Here is an 18248-nt window from a genome sequence, read left to right as displayed (position 1 = left end):
GGAGAAACACATGACTGAACAGCTGGTAAGAGAAGAACTGACCAAATATGCCCGCAGATCGGTAGCGCAGGGTCTCGTGGTTGGGCCTGGAGGCAACCTGAGTGCCCGTTCGGAAGGGACGATGCTGCTCTCTCCGAGTGGTTATGCACTTGAGGATATTGAACCGGAGGAGTGGATTGCGGTTGATATCGGGACAGGTGAGACCCGGGCGGGATCAACACGTCCTTCCTCAGAAGTGTTAATGCATCTGTACAGCTATCGCGTGAATCCCGATATTCAAGCGATTGTTCATACGCATCCTGCATATACGATCGCTCTGAGCCTCGTGTACGATGAACTGCCTCACCTTTTTCCGGACCAGTCTGCACTTGTAGGGGACGTCGGTTTCATTCCTTACGTTCTACCCACGACCAAACTGCTGGCCGATGCAGTCGCTGCTAAGGTTGACTCCCATTCGGCCCTCATTCTTGTCAATCATGGACTGGTCACGACAGGAAAAAATTTGCGCGAAGCCTATTATCGAACTCAAGTGGTGGAGGAAAGTGCGAAAGTGTACATGATTGCCAAGGCAGCTGGAGAACCAAGGGTTCTTACGGCTGAACAATATAAAGAGATCCAATCTCTGGAGAGTGAAGCGTATCGTATCCAGTTGTTGCAACAGCTCAAGTCGTAATACCAAGAGTAACCATATAGAGTGTATTCGAACTATTTCGTCATAATTCGACATAAACAGCAAAAAGCTGAACCTTATTCCGACACCTATTGCAAATCCTGAAAAACCGAGTATAATACTTGGTAAATAGACGAAAAGGGGATGCAATAAACGATGAAAACACATGCTGAATTGAACTCACTTCTTGTTGACGATTATCTGGATCTCCTGAACATAGCGACACAGTTAGGTGACGATGAGTGGAAGAACTCCATTCTGCAAGCACTTAAAGAAGAAGTGGACGCTAATCGTCACTTGGATTCTCAAGAAGTACGCCAGGATCTCTGGACCCAGTTTGAAGGGATTAATGAACAGATGCATGATCTCTTAATGCAGCTCAAACATGCGGATTCCGCTGAAGAGAAAGAGCAAATCATTGAAATGATCTGGGGGTTGAAAGTGGACCGTAATGCCATTACCCGCAAACTTGAAACCATAAGCCGTGCCAGTGCCGGTCAACAATAATCAGATATCATTCTCTATTATATAAAAGCCCGCTATGTCACCCTTATACTTATAGGGGAGCATAGCGGGCTTTACTTTTTTTATTTCATGATTAAAACTGCTTCGCTGCAGTTCGAGCCTGTTCAATCGCATCCTGTTTTATCTGATCCGCCCGTTCTCTGAATTGGTTGTGACCTTCAATGAAGATCCCATCCAGCTTGGGTACACCCAGGAATGACATGATGATGCTCAGATATCGATGCCCGGATTCCGTTTGAGCTGCAGGACCTTCGGAATAAATGCCGCCACGGGCCTGAATATGCAGTGCCTTTTTATTCGTCAAAAGTCCGATCGGACCTTGCTCTGTATAGCGGAACGTTTTGCCAGCCACACATATGGAGTCAATGTACGCCTTCATGATTGGAGGAAATGAGAAGTTCCACATCGGAGTAACAAAAACATACTTGTCAGCTGATGCAAACTGATCCGATAGCTCATTCAGACGGCTTACCTTGGATTGCTCTTCCGCAGTGAGTTCACTGCCGGATTGGAGTTTACCCCAACCACTGAACACATCGGCATCAATATGCGGGATGTTGGAGCGATACAGATCGAGATGGACAACCTCATCCGATGGATTGCTTTCCCGGTATGCATCTATAAAAGCTTGACCAGTGGCCATACTGAAGGAGATCTCATGATCATGTGGATGGGCAGTAATATACAGTAGGGTTGGCATAGAATACTTCCTCTCAGTCATGTATTTTGGTGAATTCATAATTCCTCAAACGATAAAGTGACCGCTGTAGTATTCACCCAAGAGTTCTTTTTATGCTTGGATTTCACAAATCTTCTCATATGTCATTAGCTACAGAAGGAATAGTGACCTGGTACTTCATGATGTATAATAAACTGGACTAGCAGTGAATTAAAATATGAATCAGTATGGAACAAGAATTGCAAACGATACCATGGATGAGTGAGATGATTGCAAATGGGAATGGATCTGGAGAAACAACGATTAAGCATTGAAGCAGCCAAATTGTATTATCAGTCGGATTACAGCCAGCAGGATATCGCCGTTAGGCTGGGGGTGTCTCGTCCAACCGTATCTAGGTTGCTCCAGTATGCCAAGGACCGAGGTTATGTCCGTATTGAAATTATGGACCCGCTGGAGGACATTGATATCATTGCCGGAGAACTTAAAGCCAAATATAATCTGGATACCGCACTCGTCTGTTTTGCACCATTGAAGAGTGATGTAGAGATACAGAGGCATATCAGCAAAAGAGCTGCGGACTATCTGCAGGACACCGTACAGGATGCAGATATTATTGGCGTGACATGGGGAACAACGATGTACGCGGTGGCCAAACAGCTTCGGGCCAAACAGGTTAAAGGTGTTGAAGTCGTTCAGTTAAAGGGAGGCGTAAGTCATTCCCACGTCAACACGTATGCAGCGGAGATCGTGCATTTGTTCGCGGAAGCGTTCCATACCGTTCCGCGGTACTTGCCCCTGCCTGTTATTTTTGACAATATTGAAGTCAAGAAAATGGTGGAAGCTGACCGGCACATCGGACGCATCGTAGAGCTCGGCAGGCAGGCCAACATCGCCATCTTCACTGTGGGTACGGTGAAGGAGGATGCCCTCCTGTTCAAGCTGGGTTATTTCAACGAAGAGGAACAGCAATTGCTGATGAATTCGGGTGCGGGTGATATCTGTTCACGTTTCTTTGATGCTGAGGGTCAATTGATTAGTGAAGAGATCAACAGCAGAACTGTAGGGATTGACCTGGCCGAATTACGGAACAAAGAGAAATCGATCCTTGTTGCCGGTGGTCAACGCAAAATTGAAGCCATCCACGCTGCGCTCAAAGGGCACTATGCTAACATTCTGGTAACAGACCAGTACACGGCGCAGGCTCTGCTTCGATTCTAAATCTGAGGATGACAACATCTGCCACGGAAGAATGGTGGATGTTTTGCTTTTTTAGGGCAGAAGCTATAAGCATTGTTTCGCTCATAATAGTGGGTGAACAAGAGTGAACAAAGGTTCATATTGATTTTTACATATGTTCATGTTAGTGTAAGGCTATAAATAAACAGTTCAGATAAGGGAGAGATTCAATTGACTACAGCTCAATTAGCCAAAATGATCGATCATACCTTGCTTCGTGCGGACGCAACGCAAAGCGAAATCAACCAATTGACGGAAGAAGCGAAACAGTACCAATTTGCTTCCGTATGCGTGAATCCGGGATGGGTTTCTTATGCTGCAGAGCAGCTTCAAGGCAGTGGCGTGGATATCTGTACAGTAATCGGATTCCCTCTAGGAGCTTCCACTTCCGAGACCAAAGCGTTCGAAACGACAGATGCAATCGCTAAAGGTGCTACAGAAGTAGACATGGTTATCAACATCAGTGCTTTAAAAGATGGAAAAGATGACTATGTGGAGCAGGATATTCGTGCAGTTGTTGAAGCAGCAGCGGGTAAAGCATTGGTAAAAGTCATCATCGAAACGTGTCTGCTTACAGACGAAGAAAAAGTACGTGCATGCCAAGCAGCTGTTAGAGCAGGCGCTGATTTTGTCAAAACATCCACAGGTTTCTCTACAGGTGGGGCAACGCCAGAAGACATCGCCCTGATGCGTCGCACAGTTGGACCAGATATGGGTGTAAAAGCATCTGGCGGGGTACGCAGCCTGGAAGACATGCAAAAAATGATTGAAGCAGGAGCAACTCGTATTGGTGCAAGCTCCGGCGTGAAAATCATGCAAGGCGGACAATCTACATCCTCTTACTAATAACCAGGTCGTTGATCTGTTCTCCAGAAACCGGTATGTACACCGATGATGGGGAACAGGTTCTCAACCTCTATCAAATGAACAGTTTGTAAGCGCTTCATAATTTTTCTGAAAGCTTGATTTTACTGTATGCCCTTTGAGCTGAATTCAACATCTGGCTTAACTACCTTCAAAGGAGAGATTATATGAAATTTCTGATTGCCATTCTTGGTTTACTTGTTGTTTTTGGACTGGCTTACATTGCAAGTAACGGCAAGAAGCAAATTCGCTACCGGCCGCTGGCCGTCATGATTGTTTTACAGATCATCCTCGCTTATGCTTTGCTGAACACCAATGTGGGAACATGGCTGATTGGCGGATTTTCCACGATATTTAAAAACCTTTTGGACTATGCAAACGAAGGAATTACCTTTGTCTTCGGCGGTTTAGTAAACGTTGGAGCAGAAGGCGGGAGTGGCCCGTTTTTCCTGACGGTGTTGATGCCGATTGTCGTCATCTCTGCCCTGATTGGTATATTGCAGTATATCCGAATCTTACCTTTTGTTATAAAATATATTGGTCTGGTATTAAGCAAAATCAACGGAATGGGCAAACTGGAATCATATAACGCGGTTGCTTCCGCCATTCTGGGGCAATCTGAAGTGTTCATCTCCGTAAAAAAACAAATCGGTTTGCTGCCGAAGCATCGGCTGTACACACTATGTGCATCAGCCATGTCCACGGTATCGATGTCCATTGTCGGTGCCTATATGTCCATGATTGATCCGAAATATGTGGTTACAGCGCTTGTGCTGAACCTGTTTGGCGGTTTTATCATCGCTTCCATCGTGAATCCTTATAAGGTAACCGAGGAAGAAGATATATTGGAAGTGCAGGAAGAGGAAAAACAATCGTTCTTCGAGATGCTGGGTGAGTACATTCTGGACGGTTTCAAAGTGGCGATCGTTGTTGCAGCAATGCTCATCGGTTTCGTTGCCCTGATTGCGCTCATTAACGGCATATTTAGTGCTGTTCTCGGCATTTCGTTCCAGGAACTGCTTGGTTATGTGTTTGCACCCTTTGCGTTTATTATGGGCGTTCCCTGGAAAGAAGCGATTCAGGCGGGAAGTATTATGGCAACCAAAATGGTGTCGAACGAATTCGTCGCCATGCTGGATCTGACCAAACAAACCGCACTGTCTGCCCGTACGACAGGCATCGTGTCGGTCTTCCTTGTATCGTTCGCCAACTTCTCCTCCATCGGTATCATTGCCGGTGCGGTCAAGGGACTTCATGAGAAACAGGGCAATGTGGTGGCCCGCTTCGGTCTGAAGCTGCTTTACGGTGCATCGCTTGTCAGCGTGCTGTCTGCGATCATCGCCGGACTGTTCTTGTAAGCCGGATAATTGGAAGGAGTGCGTAAGTTATGTCAACATTCAAAAGAGTACATCTGATCGTTATGGATTCTGTAGGTATCGGTGAAGCACCGGATGCGGCAGAATTCGATGACTACGATGTGGATACGTTTGGTCACATTGCACGTGAACGCGGAGGTTTGAACATGCCGAATATGGCAAGTCTCGGACTGTCCAACATTAAAGAAATTGAGGGCATTCCTGTCTCGGATGCACCCAAAGCGTATTATACCAAAATGCAGGAAGCGTCCCGAGGCAAAGACACAATGACAGGCCATTGGGAGATCATGGGACTCTATATTGACACGCCGTTCCGTGTATTCGAGAATGGCTTCCCGGATGAGCTGATTCAGCGCATCGAAGAGAAGACAGGCCGTAAAGTCATCGGGAACAAACCCGCAAGCGGTACGGAAATCATTGATGAGCTTGGTGAAGAGCATGTGAAAACAGGAGCGCTCATCATCTATACATCTGCTGATTCGGTTCTGCAGATTGCAGCACATGAAGATGTGGTGCCATTGAAAGAGCTGTACGAAATTTGTGAATTCTGCCGGGAGATCACGCTTGATGACCCATACATGCTGGGCCGTATCATTGCTCGTCCGTTCGTTGGTGAAGTAGGTAACTTCAAACGTACAGCGAACCGTCACGATTATGCGCTCAAACCATTCGGCCGTACGGTGATGAATGAGCTTAAGGACGGGGGATTTGATGTCATTGCCCTTGGTAAAATCGCAGACATCTATGATGGTGAAGGGGTGACCAAATCTGTCCGTACAGTGTCCAACATGGATGGCATGGACAAATTGTCCGAGACGATGGATGAAGAATTCACCGGGCTTAGCTTCCTGAACCTGGTAGACTTCGACGCATTGTTCGGTCATCGCCGTGATCCACAAGGGTATGCTCAAGCACTTGAGGATTACGATGCGCGTCTGCCAGAGATTTTTGGGAAAATGACCAACGATGACCTGCTGATCATTACAGCTGATCATGGTAACGACCCAACGTATCGTGGTACGGACCACACACGTGAGTATGTGCCACTGCTTGTGTATTCCCCACGCTTCACTGAAGGTAAGCAGCTTGAACTGCGCAGTACATTTGCCGATCTTGGTGCTACGGTAGCCGATAACTTCGGTGTTCAATTGCCGGAGTATGGTACAAGCTTCCTGAAAGATTTGAAATAGGTTACCGTTGTTTACCGAAATCAGGTACAGTATTTGATTTTAAAATAAATTGGACAGGTTCACCGGAGCAGCTTAGGCTGCCCGGGACCTGGCATCACTATATTAATGGATAAACTGGAGGAGATTTAACCATGAGTACACATATTGGAGCCAAACCCGGAGATATCGCAGAAACGATCCTTTTGCCAGGAGATCCATTGCGCGCTAAATATATTGCGGATACGTATTTCGAAGATGTCGTTTGTTATAACGAAGTTCGCGGAATGCTGGGCTTTACGGGTACATATCAAGGAAAACGCATTTCGGTGCAGGGTTCAGGCATGGGAATTCCATCGTTCGCCATCTATGCCAATGAGTTGATTAGCGAATATGGCGTCAAAAACCTCATTCGCGTGGGAACATGTGGAGGTATGCAGGAGCACGTGCGTGTTCGTGACGTCGTTTTAGCTCAAGCGTCCTGTACAGACTCCAGCATGAACAAGCTTGTGTTTGGCGGGTATGATTTCTCCCCAATCGCAACGTTCTCCTTGCTGAAAGAAGCGTATGACCGCGCGACAGCAAAAGGCATGAAAATCCATGTGGGTAACGTATTCAGTTCCGATTCGTTCTACCGTGATGACCGTTCTGTTACTGAAAAATTGATGCAGCACGGCGTATTGGGCGTGGAAATGGAAACGACAGCACTGTACACGATCGCAGCGAAGTTTGGCGTTAATGCATTGACTATTCTGACAGTAAGCGACCACTTGCTAACAGGTGAAGAAACCTCTGCGGAGGAGCGTCAAAAAACATTCAATGACATGATGGTCGTTGCACTAGAAACAGCAATCACGCTGTAGGTTTTATTATTAACCAAGCAATTGATTTGAATTGAAACTTTGTTATTAGCACGTAGTGAAGGACACGGATCAATTCTGAAGAAGCGAAGCGTTCGCCTTTGTCTCCGAGTTTTTTACCACCACAATAACATACAAATTTACACGATAACGGAGAGGGCAGAATAAACCTGAAGAAGCGAAGCGTCCGCCTTTATCACCGGATTTCCCCCATTAAAGGAGGGAATCAAGAAATCTGGGGATAACAGCGGTCGGAAGGTTGTTCTGCCATCGGAGTGACCGTGTAAACACTCACCACAACAAAGGAGAGATCATCATGAGAATGGTAGACATTATTGCCAAAAAACGTGACGGAAAAGAACTGACAACAGCTGAAATTGATTTTGTTGTTCAAGGTTATACCCAAGGAGAAATTCCGGATTATCAAGTCAGCGCTTGGGCGATGGCCGTTTTCTTCAAGGATATGACGGACAAGGAACGTGCGGATCTAACGATGTCGATGGTTAATTCAGGGGAAACAATCGATCTATCCGCCATTGAAGGCATCAAAGTAGACAAGCACTCCACCGGAGGCGTCGGTGATACAACGACATTGGTACTAGCACCGCTCGTTGCCGCACTGGATGTTCCTGTAGCGAAAATGTCCGGACGCGGCCTGGGTCATACCGGCGGAACGACAGACAAACTGGAGTCCGTTGCCGGTTTCCACGTTGAGCTGGAAAAGGAAGAATTTATTAGACTCGTAAATGAACATAAGGTAGCAGTTATCGGTCAGAGTGGTAACCTTACCCCAGCTGACAAGAAGCTCTATGCACTCCGTGACGTAACAGCAACAGTTAACTCCATTCCGCTCATCGCCAGCTCCATCATGAGCAAGAAAATTGCTGCAGGTGCTGATGCCATCGTACTGGATGTAAAAACGGGTGCGGGTGCATTTATGAAAACGACGGAAGATGCAAAAGAACTGGCACATGCCATGGTCAGCATCGGTAACAATGTAGGGCGCAAAACGATGGCTGTCATCTCCGACATGTCTCAACCACTGGGCTTTGCGATCGGTAACGCGCTTGAAGTGAAAGAAGCGATTCTGACGCTGCAGGGCAAAGGACCAAAAGATCTGGAAGAACTGTGTCTTGCACTCGGACGTCAAATGGTGTTCCTTGCTGGCAAAGCAGACTCCTTGGAACAAGCGGAAGAGAAATTGAAAGAAGTGATCCAGAACGGGAAGGCACTGGAGAAATTCAAGCATTTCCTGGCCAACCAAGGTGGCGATGCGTCTGTCGTCGACCATCCGGATCGTTTGCCACAGGCGAAATATCTGATCGAAGTTGAAGCTGATCAGGACGGTTATGTCGCTGGAATCGTTGCGGATGAGATCGGAACCGCTGCGATGCTGCTTGGTGCAGGTCGTGCTACCAAAGAATCCGAGATTGATCTTGCTGTAGGCTTGATGCTGAACAAAAAAGTTGGCGACAAGGTCAAAGCTGGTGAATCGCTGGTAACGATCCATGCCAATCGTGAGGATGTGGCAGACGTGATCGCGAAGATCAAAGAGAACATTACCATCGCAGATCACGCCGATGCCCCTGTGCTCGTTCATGATATTGTAACAGAATAATCAATCAGAGCCCCCGAGTACAATATATCTTGGACTTGAATTGCAAAACCCGAAGCCGTGGATTCATGGCTTCGGGTTTTTCTCGTTCAATGAATCTGAGAATTTCATTTCCCTTGGAGTTTATCATAAGCCATTACGGAATCTGCATTGGTATAAATATAAGGCGTGGATGGCTCGGAAACAGCAGTAATTTTTGCTGCCCGTATCTCAATGGTATCTTTGCCATTCACCTGCGCAGAACCGATGCTGCCATCAATCTGTACCCAGCTGTCGGTAGGGAAGCTGTCGGCTTCAGGGATGTGGATCATTACGCCAAATGGCGCTGCATCTGCTGGACAGCACATGACGAGGAACCGCCCAAGTGCAAAATGTGATTCATGATCCATACTTTCATCCCGATAGACAAAGCCCGTAAGGGAGATCGGCTTCCCAGCAAATTGTCGTTGAAACATGTCAATGGTTCCGAGCGTTTCCGAAAAAATCTCAGGATAAACCTTGATGACCGGTTCTGCAATCAATTTTTCCGCTAGCTCAGCAAATTCACGGCTGTATTCATCAGGAGGTATGAATTGGACTTTACTCGCTGACCCAGATGCAGCAGATGATTGGTTCTGGGCAAAATCTTGAATATTCAGGCTGGCAGCTTCCTCAGGTGCAGGTTCTTTACGCCGGATTTCGGGAGGAGCGTAAGACAGCGACATGCCTTTCTGACTGGCCATGGAACTGCCGAGTGCCTGATCCGGCAGCAAAAAGCCGAGTAGCAGTGGAAACAGGATTAAGCCGTACGTCACCAAGCTTCGAAGCCCTCCAGACGGAGGTGGATGTTCACAATCGCAATGGACATGGCCATGACCGAACAGTCCATGCCAAGCCATAATGACCGCGATGAACAGGAGTGGTATGGGACAGCATAACAGCAAACGCTGCATCGTAGGTGCTAGATAATAATGTAAAGAATCAATCTCCTTCAAATGGATGATGTATGCGGCAAGACCACCAATCCATACCGAACGGATTAATGAATGCCACTGGATGGAGTGCCTCCTTGGAGTATGACGATAGGCGTGAACGGATGCAGGCTGAATCATCTAATCACCTCTTTACAATCTTCAATGAAATGAGCATATACGCTACACCAGAAGGTTAATCAGCCAAGATCCAGTGAAGACGAGAACAATAATGGCTATGCTTAACCCAATGACAAACCTTGTGCGGAAAGTGGACAGCAGCATCAGTGTGCTTTTGAAATCGAGCATAGGACCAAGAACAAGAAATGATATGAGTGGACCAAGAGCGAAGGTATGCGAGAATGCAGAGGCTACAAATGCATCGGAAGTCGAACAAAGAGACAATACATAAGCAAATCCCATCATAAACACATAGGAGGCAACCGGTCCGTTCCCCAGCGCAATCAAGTCATTTCGACTAATAAACGTCTGTATGCAGGCTGTAATCAATGCACCAATGACCAAATACTTGCTCATATCAACAAATTCATCTCCGGCATGGATAAAGAAGCTGCGCCAGTTTTTCTCATGGTTATGGTCGTGGTCGTCGTGCTTAGGTGGATGTGCCATTTTGAATGCGGAGTGAGTCTTGACCTCTGTCACGGCAACCTTGGCTTTGCGCAGAGGATTCTGCCGTACAAACAAATATACCAACAAGCCAATCGAAGCCGCGACGGCAAAGGCCAGTCCCATGCGGGCAATCGTGATTTCGGGATGAGATGGAAAAGCGAGCAATGTTGCGGTAAACACGATCGGATTGACTACTGGGCCGCTAAGAATAAATGTAACTGCAATGTATGCAGGCATGCCTTTATGCATCAAACGGCGAACAACCGGTATCATGCCACATTCACAGATGGGAAATATGATGCCGAGTAAACCAGCCACTAATACTCCACCAACAGGGTTCTTTGGTGTAAGCTTGCGTACCATTTCTTCCGACACGAACCACTGCATGAGTGAAGAGAGCAGTACACCGATAAGTAGAAAAGGGGCAGCTTCAAGGAAGATACCGATGAATACGGTTTTTATATTCTGCAAAGCTTCGCTGTTCCACGCCTGTTTCAGATCAGAGGACATCGTGATGAGCACGGGAACAAGAAAGGCGCAGGGAACCAGGATGGACAGGAGCTTCATATTGGCTGCAAGCTTCATACAACAGACCTCCACAACCGGACTTTTAGTAATCTATATGCTTGTACCTTAAGCAACATACGCAGTTTGGTCTTTTAATCATAAATTTTACGATTTATTCATTGGTATTGAATCGAGAAGTTGACAAGCGAAAGTTAAGTCAAGTATAGTGTTGATTGTTAATCGTAATATTTACGATTAACAATCAACCAAAAAACATATTGGTTCTTCCTTTTTATCAAAGAACCTTGGAGTGGAGGAATAGACATGTCTGAAAAACAAGAGAATCATCGGGTACCCGTAACCGTATTAAGCGGATATCTGGGCGCAGGCAAAACAACCCTATTGAATCACGTGCTACATAATCGGGAAGGTATGAGAGTCGCCGTCATCGTAAACGACCTGAGTGAAGTAAACATCGATGCCGGGTTAATTCGAGATGGAGGAGGGTTATCACGTATTGACGAGAAGCTCGTGGAGATGTCCAACGGCTGTATCTGCTGCACGCTTCGGGAAGATCTCCTGAAAGAAGTGGAACGTCTCGCTCTGGATGGTTCTTTTGACTATATCCTGATTGAATCGACGGGTATTGGAGAGCCTGTTCCCGTTGCACAGACGTTTACCTATATCGATGAAGAACTTGGAATTGATTTAACGAAATTCACTAGGCTCGACACCATGGTAACCGTTGTGGATGCGGCGCAGTTCTGGCGGGACTTTTATTCAAAAGAAACATTAATGGATCGGGGTCAGGAAGCAGGAGAGGGCGATGTCCGGGGAATCGTGCATCTATTGACCGATCAGGTTGAATTCTGTGATGTGCTGATTCTTAACAAGTGTGATCTCGTCTCTGAGGAGGAATTGCTCAAGCTGGAAAAGGCTCTGCATGCGATGCAACCCGAAGCCAAGCTGATTCGAACGACACACGGACAGATTGATCCGAAGGAGATATTGAACACGGGACGGTTTGATTTTGAGAAAGCCAGTCAGTCTGCAGGCTGGATCCGCGAATTAATGAAGGAAGAACACACCCCGGAAACGGAAGAGTATGGCATTCACTCGTTTGTATACCATCGGAAACGTCCGTTTCATCCGGAACGATTGCTGCGCTGGATTGCCAAGTGGCCGGAGAGTATTGTCAGATCCAAGGGGTTGATGTGGCTGGCTACACGGAACCATATGGCTATTTCCTTCAGTCACGCAGGCACCTCCAAGCAACTTGGACCAGCTGGCTTATGGGTGGGTGCGATGAGCGAAGAGGAACGGCAGATGCATTTTGGAGATACGTTGCCAGCCATTCCGGATTGGGATGATACATGGGGAGACCGGGTAACGAAATTGGTATTTATCGGAATTGATATGGACAGGGCAGAGATTGAGCGAACATTGGACAATACTTTGCTTACCGAAGAAGAGATGCAGCTTAACTGGCGTGAACTGAAAGATCCCTTTCCATCATGGGGTTGACAATAGAAAAAGGATAGGATAGTATCATTAAACAGTAATATTTACGATTAAACAAAAGGAGGTCACAACCATGAGAGTCATTGTAACTTTAGCTTGTACAGAGTGCGGGGATCGCAACTATACCACGACGAAGAACAAACGTAACCACCCGGAGCGTCTTGAAATGAAAAAATATTCACCACGATTGAAGAAAATGACGATTCACCGGGAAACGAGATAATTTTTTTTGTCGTTTTTAAATCGTAATATTTACGAAAAGAGGAACTACCATGATTCTATCTTCCATGCGCGACGTGGTTTTTGGATATGGCAAAGAGCCCGTCATTGATCAATTATCGCTGGATATTCATGTGGGCGAGTTTGTAGGCATTACCGGACCTAATGGTTCGGCGAAGACAACCATGCTGAAATTGCTGCTGGGGCTGTTACAGCCCTGGAGCGGCACGGTACATATGAATATTCAGAACAACAATGGCAACAAACTGGAGATCGGATATGTGCCCCAGCAGGTGGCATCATTCAACAGTGGGTTTCCCAGTACAGTCATTGAACTGGTACGATCGGGATGTTATCGCAAGCTTGGTCTATTCCGAAAATTCTCACCCGAACAGGAAGCCATAGTCGAACGCAGTCTTCGAGAAGTCGGCATGTGGGAATATCGCAATACACGGGTAGGCGAACTGTCGGGTGGACAGAAGCAGCGCATCTGCATCGCCAGAGCTCTGGCAGGACAGCCCCAAGTTCTAGTTCTGGATGAGCCGACAACGGGCATGGACCGCCGCAGCCGGGAAGGTTTCTATGATCTGATGCGACACTATGCAGATGTCCATGGATTGACCATTATTATGGTGACTCATGGCCTCGAAGAGATGGCCAACCGATTGGACCGGACGATCACCCTGGAGCGTCAAGAAAGTGAGGAATGGCAGTGTTTGAGTACGAATTCATGCAGCGAGCCTTTTGGGCAGGCGGACTGATTGGCATTATTGCTCCGATTCTTGGGGTCTACCTGATGCTTCGGAGGCAGGTGCTGATGGCCGATACGCTGTCCCATGTTTCTCTGGCGGGAGTGGCCCTTGGTTCAGTCATGAATCTCAACCCGGTAATCTGCGGGTTTGCAATTGCTGTCATTGGTGCGTTACTGGTCGAACAACTGCGGAGAAGCTATCGTACATATAGTGAAGTGCCAGTGGCGATTATCATGACCTCAGGCCTGGCACTGGCTGTGGTGCTTATGAGTCTGAAAACAAATTTGTCCAAGACCTTCAGTTCCTATCTGTTCGGTTCCATCGTTGCAGTCAGCAATGTTCAGTTATGGATGATGGCAGCTGTATGCGTCATTGGGTTGGTTTTTTTCATTGTACTACGGAGACCGTTATATAATTTGACATTTGACGAAGAGACAGCCTCTATTGGGGGCGTTCAGGTCAGAGGTTTATCGTTTGCCTTCGCCGTAATGATAGGTCTGACGGTTGCTTCGGCCATGCCGATCGTTGGAGTACTGCTTGTATCCGCATTGATTGTGCTGCCAGCTGCGCTGGCACTTCGAATCTCTCGCAGCTTCGCTGCTGCATTGGTCATTGCCGTCATTACCGGGTTAATCGGCATTTTTGGCGGATTAACCACATCTTACCATTTGAATACACCGCCAGGCGGGACGATCGCACTCATTTTGCTGGCCTTTCTATTGACTGGAATATCAGCGCAAAAGCTGATTCAACTATACAATCGTAAACAGCACCGCAAGGAAGTAAAACAGCAGCGCGCAAGGATATTAATACAATCAAGGGAGAATACACCACATGAAATTCAGTAAAAAATCAGCAATGGGGCTGCTTTTCAGTCTCACACTTATTGTAGCAGGTTGCGGACAAACCAAACCCGCATCCGATTCGGATGCAGCTTCAACAAGTACTCCTGCGGCAACTGAGAAAAAATTGAACGTACAGGTTAGCTTTTATCCGATGTATGAGTTCACCAAAAATGTAGCAGGAGATCTGGCTGATGTACATACACTCGTTCCTGCTGGTATGGAGCCTCATGACTGGGAGCCAACACCTCAGGATATAGCAAGCATCGAGACAGCAGATGTACTTGTCTATAATGGTGCTGGCATGGAATCATGGATTGATCAAGTTAAGGATAGTTTGAGTAATGACAAGCTGGTACAAGTTGAAGCAAGCCAAGGCATTGATCTGCTTGAAGGCGTAGAAGACGGTCATCATCATGGGGACTCTAGTGCAGATGAACACGACCATGATCATGCAGATGAAGCAACGACAGAAGAGCATGATCACAAGCATGGGGAAGAAGCTGCTGCAGAAGAGCATGACCATGACCATGCAGATGAAGCGACGACGGAAGAGCATGACCATGAACATGATGCCGGCAAAGAAGAAGGGCATTCACATGATCATGGCGGACTTGATCCGCACGTTTGGTTATCACCTGTGCTGGCTGTTCAGGAAGTGCGGAACATCGAAGCCGGACTGGCACAAGCTGCACCGAAACATGCCGAACAATTCAAGAAAAATGCGGATGCGTACATCGCTAAGCTGGAGACACTTGATCAAGAATTTAAAGCGGCTGTAACCGACAGCAAACGGAAAGATTTCATTACACAGCATGCAGCGTTCGGCTATCTTGCACAGCAGTATGGACTGCAGCAAGTACCTATCGCCGGGTTGTCTCCCGAGCAAGAGCCATCTGCAGCACAGATGGCATCTGTAATCGATTTTGCCAAGGAACATCAGGTCAAAACGATTTTCTTCGAAACACTGGTATCTTCCAAAGTATCCGAGACCATCGCCAGTGAAGTGGGTGCCAAAACAGCAGTATTGAATCCGATTGAAGGATTAACTGAAGAGGAGATTGCTGCGGGTCTGGACTACATTGGTGTAATGGAGCAGAACCTGGAGGCCCTCAAACTGGCTCTGAATGAATAATGAAAACCCATTTGATACCAGTCATCGAAAAAGGTACAATGGTACAACATGCTGAGGAATGGCCGTGCCATTCCTTTGCCTTTTGCCACGCAGAGAGCACAGCGATGTGCTCTTTTCGTTGTGTAAGATGCTATCGGAGGACCAATGGGGTAGGAGGAGAAGCTTATGGGTCCAAGTGAAGAACAGGAAGTATTGCTAAGTCAGCAGCCGCCTCATCTATGGAGAAGACGCAAGCAGGAGCTGCTGCACTGGACGGAACGCGATAAATATACCGTGTCTGCGAAGAAAACGGTATTGTGGAACGGTGTAGAAATAGATGCGGAGCTGCACGAAGCCTTATCCTTGCTTCAGCAAGCTGGCGTTGCGACCGAGTTTTCATGTGCCGGAGTGAGTCCGCTAGATGAACCGGTAGACCATTCGTTATATGCTTATGTTACACTAGTGCAAAGTGAAGCCGCTGATCAATTCGTCCAATATGCACTGAAGCATATGCGAAATCGGCTGCTCGTTACGCTCGAGGTTGAGAAGGGACGTTATGATTTGTCTTCTTTCTTCATTGGGCATAATCGCAGCTTCTGCTGGTGGATGGAATATTGTGCAGCCCACTTTTCCATGAGAAACGAGAAGAGGGTTGATACGTAGTATAACGATGGGCATGTTTAGTCGGTGATGGGGAGGGAACACGGAATTGAATAAATGGCTCAAAACCATATTGTTTTTGGTGGCTTCAGTTTTTCTAACACGTTTTATTCCGTTTTCTTCGTTGTTCCGGAATCTGGACACAATGATTCATGAATTCGGCCATGCTTTAATGACCCTGCTGTTATCCGGAAAAGTATTACGAATCGAATTATACGCTGATCACAGCGGTGTCACATACTCATCTATGTTAACACCAGGCAGATCAATTCTGGTGTCATTGGCAGGATATATCACGGCCTCCCTTTTTGCATGGTTGTTATTTTATCTATACCGCAAAGGGCTGCATATGTGGGGGCTGGGTATCATGACCGCTGTAGCACTGGTTTCTCTTTTGTTATATGTACGAGGAGAATTCGGCATGTTATGGCTTACAGGCTTCATTGCTCTGAATGTCGTGATTATGATCTTTGGCGCCAAAATCGTGAAGTACTACTATCTGTTACTTGCTTTCTTGACCCTGGAAGAGTCTGTGGTTAGTGCCATGTATGTCGGTTTCATGTCCTGGACACAGCCTTCACGGGCAGGGGATGCAGCAAATCTGGCTCAACAGACGTTCCTGCCAGCCCTGTTCTGGGGTACACTCTTTGCCTTGTTTGCGCTGTGGTGTGCAAAGGGGGCGCTGAGTCTGTTTTTCCGCAAAGAAGGTACATCTCGCAGTCAACGTTCACGTGGTGTACGTTCGCGAAACGCCTAAATGCGTTCAAAAAGGCACTTCCTTTTGCGATAAAGGAGGTGCCTTTCTGCATCATTTGTTATTTTGTATACCACTAATCTCCGAGATTCTCCCATAGGACGTAGAAATAATAAATCTCCTCCATAATCGCCTGATCATCTTCAGCGGCAACGCCTCCCCTAATTCGTGCAAGGGTACCCAGAATGTCGTAAATGGTCTCACGTTCCACACTAAACTGAATACGATTGACGATACGGTCCCAGGCTTGCAATGCATATTCAATTTGAGACTTGGCCTCAGTCCACTGTTTTTTCTCCACTTGCTTTTCCAAGGTTTGTACGGATTCAAGCAAGCGATCCTGTGTACCAAATGGTTTTTTGAGAAATGACCCTGTGGCCATGATGGCTACAAACAGAACAAGCAATAATATGGGTAGTACATACAGCAACCAGAAACGTGTTTTCATTCAACCGCCTCCATGCAGATAGTAAAAGAAAATTAGAAGGGTCCCTTATAATCACCCATATCCGTTTTTTCTGAGAATTGGTCTTCAAAAAGATCGACATACAATTTATCGTTAGGCAAGATTGCCGCAAAAGCAATGTCCTGGATCGTAATGTTTTTCTTTTTTAACTGTTCAGTTAGCCAATTCATGTCCTTGTTTCTCTCTTTCAGGTTTTGCTTGATCAAGACACCATCAATAATGAGCTCGGTCATCAGTTTGCTTTTTGGAGGATGCATATGCATGTCCTTGGCTGTAACTGGCTGATTCTCGGGTTTCAAAACGACGGAGAGACTGCCGTCCGGTTCAAGAATTGCATAATCCAGTGTCGTGATGTCAAATACGTCTTTTTGACGCAGCATCATGGTCAATTCATCGAATTTCACTCGCATTTTATGCAGGTTCTGTTCAAGGATTTTACCGTTCTGTATGACAACGGTAGGATCAGAATCCATCAGCTTGGAGATCGTTCGATTTTTAAGTGTTATGTACTGAAAGATAATCGTAATGATTGTAAAAATGGTTAGCGCGACGAAATGAATCCAAGCCTTGGAAGACAAATCAGTAGCGAAGGTTCCCGCAATGGAACCAATGGTAATACCGTTAATATAATCGAAATACGTAAGGTTACCCATTTGTTGTTTGCCGAGCACTCTTGTATAGATGATCAGGGTCAAAAAAGCAATTATGGAGCGTACAGCCACAACCCATGTTTCTTCCATCATGTATGTATCACCTTCCTACACTTGGCGTACTTCAACATCATTTCAAGCTGCCAATGGTTATTGTTGACTAGTACAAGCTTTTCCTCGGCTGGATGA

General features: G+C 46.6%; 20 protein-coding genes. 15 read left to right on the top strand and 5 right to left on the bottom strand.

All coding sequences use genetic code 11. From position 1 onward, the window contains the following. The first annotated feature begins 10 nt into the window (after window positions 1-10). Window positions 11-673 (top strand): class II aldolase/adducin family protein, encoded by a 663-nt coding sequence (locus PIL01S_RS25070; RefSeq protein ID WP_127540124.1) that lies wholly within the window; start codon window positions 11-13, stop codon window positions 671-673. Between the two features lie 153 nt (window positions 674-826). Further along, window positions 827-1177: a hypothetical protein gene (locus PIL01S_RS25065; protein ID WP_127540122.1), complete on the top strand. Its 351-nt coding sequence runs from the start codon at window positions 827-829 to the stop codon at window positions 1175-1177. A gap of 91 nt (window positions 1178-1268) precedes the next feature. Here the strand turns inward: PIL01S_RS25065 and PIL01S_RS25060 are convergent, their stop codons facing one another. Next, a complete protein-coding gene (locus PIL01S_RS25060; RefSeq protein WP_127540120.1) occupies window positions 1269-1895 on the bottom strand; it encodes an FMN-dependent NADH-azoreductase in 627 nt (208 codons plus the stop codon). Window positions 1896-2156: 261 nt separating this feature from the next. Between PIL01S_RS25060 and PIL01S_RS25055 the strand changes: the two genes are divergently transcribed. The 6 genes from PIL01S_RS25055 (at window position 2157) to PIL01S_RS25030 (ending at window position 8997) form a co-directional block, all read left to right on the top strand. Further along, entirely contained in the window at window positions 2157-3095 is a 939-nt protein-coding gene (locus tag PIL01S_RS25055; RefSeq protein ID WP_127540230.1) for a sugar-binding transcriptional regulator, read from the top strand. A 213-nt stretch (window positions 3096-3308) separates the two neighbouring features. After that, window positions 3309-3959 (top strand): deoxyribose-phosphate aldolase, encoded by a 651-nt coding sequence (gene deoC, locus PIL01S_RS25050; RefSeq protein ID WP_127540228.1) that lies wholly within the window; start codon window positions 3309-3311, stop codon window positions 3957-3959. A gap of 185 nt (window positions 3960-4144) precedes the next feature. After that, complete coding sequence (locus PIL01S_RS25045) at window positions 4145-5335, top strand: NupC/NupG family nucleoside CNT transporter (protein WP_127540118.1); 1191 nt, start codon at window positions 4145-4147, stop codon at window positions 5333-5335. A 29-nt stretch (window positions 5336-5364) separates the two neighbouring features. Beyond that, a complete protein-coding gene (gene deoB / locus PIL01S_RS25040) occupies window positions 5365-6543 on the top strand; it encodes a phosphopentomutase (RefSeq protein WP_127540116.1) in 1179 nt (392 codons plus the stop codon). Window positions 6544-6674: 131 nt separating this feature from the next. Continuing rightward, window positions 6675-7382 carry a purine-nucleoside phosphorylase gene (gene deoD / locus PIL01S_RS25035; RefSeq protein ID WP_127540114.1) on the top strand — a complete coding sequence of 236 codons (708 nt, stop codon included), beginning with the start codon at window positions 6675-6677 and terminating at the stop codon, window positions 7380-7382. A 313-nt stretch (window positions 7383-7695) separates the two neighbouring features. Further along, window positions 7696-8997: a pyrimidine-nucleoside phosphorylase gene (locus PIL01S_RS25030; protein ID WP_127540112.1), complete on the top strand. Its 1302-nt coding sequence runs from the start codon at window positions 7696-7698 to the stop codon at window positions 8995-8997. Window positions 8998-9101: 104 nt separating this feature from the next. On the opposite strand, the gene PIL01S_RS25025 is transcribed toward PIL01S_RS25030, so the two are convergent. Together PIL01S_RS25025 and PIL01S_RS25020 are read right to left on the bottom strand one after the other, a co-directional pair. Next, window positions 9102-10085, bottom strand: coding sequence for a TIGR03943 family putative permease subunit (locus PIL01S_RS25025; protein ID WP_127540109.1), 984 nt, complete (start codon window positions 10083-10085; stop codon window positions 9102-9104). 42 nt (window positions 10086-10127) lie between these two features. After that, the gene (locus PIL01S_RS25020; RefSeq protein ID WP_127540106.1) at window positions 10128-11159 is read right to left on the bottom strand and encodes a permease; all 1032 of its coding nucleotides are present in this window, start codon (window positions 11157-11159) and stop codon (window positions 10128-10130) included. A 246-nt stretch (window positions 11160-11405) separates the two neighbouring features. Here PIL01S_RS25020 and PIL01S_RS25015 point away from each other — a divergent pair, with 246 nt between their 5' ends. From PIL01S_RS25015 to PIL01S_RS24985, 7 genes are all read left to right on the top strand, one after another. Beyond that, window positions 11406-12605: a GTP-binding protein gene (locus PIL01S_RS25015; RefSeq protein ID WP_127540104.1), complete on the top strand. Its 1200-nt coding sequence runs from the start codon at window positions 11406-11408 to the stop codon at window positions 12603-12605. A 70-nt stretch (window positions 12606-12675) separates the two neighbouring features. After that, complete coding sequence (gene rpmG, locus PIL01S_RS25010; protein ID WP_036613813.1) at window positions 12676-12825, top strand: 50S ribosomal protein L33; 150 nt, start codon at window positions 12676-12678, stop codon at window positions 12823-12825. A gap of 49 nt (window positions 12826-12874) precedes the next feature. Further along, the gene (locus tag PIL01S_RS25005; RefSeq protein ID WP_127540102.1) at window positions 12875-13582 is read left to right on the top strand and encodes a metal ABC transporter ATP-binding protein; all 708 of its coding nucleotides are present in this window, start codon (window positions 12875-12877) and stop codon (window positions 13580-13582) included. Beyond that, window positions 13528-14421 carry a metal ABC transporter permease gene (locus tag PIL01S_RS25000; RefSeq protein WP_127540100.1) on the top strand — a complete coding sequence of 298 codons (894 nt, stop codon included), beginning with the start codon at window positions 13528-13530 and terminating at the stop codon, window positions 14419-14421. Before PIL01S_RS25005 ends, PIL01S_RS25000 begins: the two co-directional genes overlap by 55 nt. After that, complete coding sequence (locus PIL01S_RS24995) at window positions 14408-15550, top strand: metal ABC transporter solute-binding protein, Zn/Mn family (RefSeq protein WP_127540098.1); 1143 nt, start codon at window positions 14408-14410, stop codon at window positions 15548-15550. The genes PIL01S_RS25000 and PIL01S_RS24995 overlap by 14 nt, the downstream gene beginning before the upstream one ends. A gap of 165 nt (window positions 15551-15715) precedes the next feature. Further along, the gene (locus PIL01S_RS24990) at window positions 15716-16192 is read left to right on the top strand and encodes a hypothetical protein (protein ID WP_127540096.1); all 477 of its coding nucleotides are present in this window, start codon (window positions 15716-15718) and stop codon (window positions 16190-16192) included. A gap of 46 nt (window positions 16193-16238) precedes the next feature. After that, on the top strand, window positions 16239-16946 hold the full coding sequence (locus tag PIL01S_RS24985) for a M50 family metallopeptidase (RefSeq protein WP_127540094.1): 708 nt from the start codon (window positions 16239-16241) through the stop codon (window positions 16944-16946). Between the two features lie 73 nt (window positions 16947-17019). Here the strand turns inward: PIL01S_RS24985 and PIL01S_RS24980 are convergent, their stop codons facing one another. Continuing rightward, window positions 17020-17391 (bottom strand): DUF4363 family protein, encoded by a 372-nt coding sequence (locus PIL01S_RS24980; protein ID WP_127540092.1) that lies wholly within the window; start codon window positions 17389-17391, stop codon window positions 17020-17022. A gap of 32 nt (window positions 17392-17423) precedes the next feature. Next, the gene (locus tag PIL01S_RS24975) at window positions 17424-18152 is read right to left on the bottom strand and encodes a DUF421 domain-containing protein (protein ID WP_127540090.1); all 729 of its coding nucleotides are present in this window, start codon (window positions 18150-18152) and stop codon (window positions 17424-17426) included. Between the last annotated feature and the right edge of the window lie 96 nt (window positions 18153-18248).

The organism is Paenibacillus illinoisensis NBRC 15959 (genome assembly GCF_004000925.1).
Taxonomy (GTDB): domain Bacteria; phylum Bacillota; class Bacilli; order Paenibacillales; family Paenibacillaceae; genus Paenibacillus; species Paenibacillus illinoisensis.
The sequence above is the reverse complement of the archived record's forward strand: the minus strand, read 5'-3'. Positions and strand labels throughout refer to the sequence as shown.

Coding starts and splice junctions, on each gene's coding strand:
- PIL01S_RS25065 (WP_127540122.1), top strand. CDS start 827: ATGAAAACACATGCTGAATTGAACTCACTTCTTGTTGACGATTATCTG.
- PIL01S_RS25060 (WP_127540120.1), bottom strand. CDS start 1,895: ATGCCAACCCTACTGTATATTACTGCCCATCCACATGATCATGAGATC.
- PIL01S_RS25070 (WP_127540124.1), top strand. CDS start 11: ATGACTGAACAGCTGGTAAGAGAAGAACTGACCAAATATGCCCGCAGA.
- PIL01S_RS25020 (WP_127540106.1), bottom strand. CDS start 11,159: ATGAAGCTTGCAGCCAATATGAAGCTCCTGTCCATCCTGGTTCCCTGC.
- PIL01S_RS25015 (WP_127540104.1), top strand. CDS start 11,406: ATGTCTGAAAAACAAGAGAATCATCGGGTACCCGTAACCGTATTAAGC.
- PIL01S_RS25025 (WP_127540109.1), bottom strand. CDS start 10,085: ATGATTCAGCCTGCATCCGTTCACGCCTATCGTCATACTCCAAGGAGG.
- PIL01S_RS25005 (WP_127540102.1), top strand. CDS start 12,875: ATGATTCTATCTTCCATGCGCGACGTGGTTTTTGGATATGGCAAAGAG.
- PIL01S_RS25000 (WP_127540100.1), top strand. CDS start 13,528: ATGGCAGTGTTTGAGTACGAATTCATGCAGCGAGCCTTTTGGGCAGGC.
- deoD (WP_127540114.1), top strand. CDS start 6,675: ATGAGTACACATATTGGAGCCAAACCCGGAGATATCGCAGAAACGATC.
- PIL01S_RS25045 (WP_127540118.1), top strand. CDS start 4,145: ATGAAATTTCTGATTGCCATTCTTGGTTTACTTGTTGTTTTTGGACTG.
- PIL01S_RS24975 (WP_127540090.1), bottom strand. CDS start 18,152: ATGATGGAAGAAACATGGGTTGTGGCTGTACGCTCCATAATTGCTTTT.
- rpmG (WP_036613813.1), top strand. CDS start 12,676: ATGAGAGTCATTGTAACTTTAGCTTGTACAGAGTGCGGGGATCGCAAC.
- PIL01S_RS24995 (WP_127540098.1), top strand. CDS start 14,408: ATGAAATTCAGTAAAAAATCAGCAATGGGGCTGCTTTTCAGTCTCACA.
- PIL01S_RS25030 (WP_127540112.1), top strand. CDS start 7,696: ATGAGAATGGTAGACATTATTGCCAAAAAACGTGACGGAAAAGAACTG.
- deoB (WP_127540116.1), top strand. CDS start 5,365: ATGTCAACATTCAAAAGAGTACATCTGATCGTTATGGATTCTGTAGGT.
- deoC (WP_127540228.1), top strand. CDS start 3,309: ATGATCGATCATACCTTGCTTCGTGCGGACGCAACGCAAAGCGAAATC.
- PIL01S_RS24980 (WP_127540092.1), bottom strand. CDS start 17,391: ATGAAAACACGTTTCTGGTTGCTGTATGTACTACCCATATTATTGCTT.
- PIL01S_RS25055 (WP_127540230.1), top strand. CDS start 2,157: ATGGATCTGGAGAAACAACGATTAAGCATTGAAGCAGCCAAATTGTAT.
- PIL01S_RS24990 (WP_127540096.1), top strand. CDS start 15,716: ATGGGTCCAAGTGAAGAACAGGAAGTATTGCTAAGTCAGCAGCCGCCT.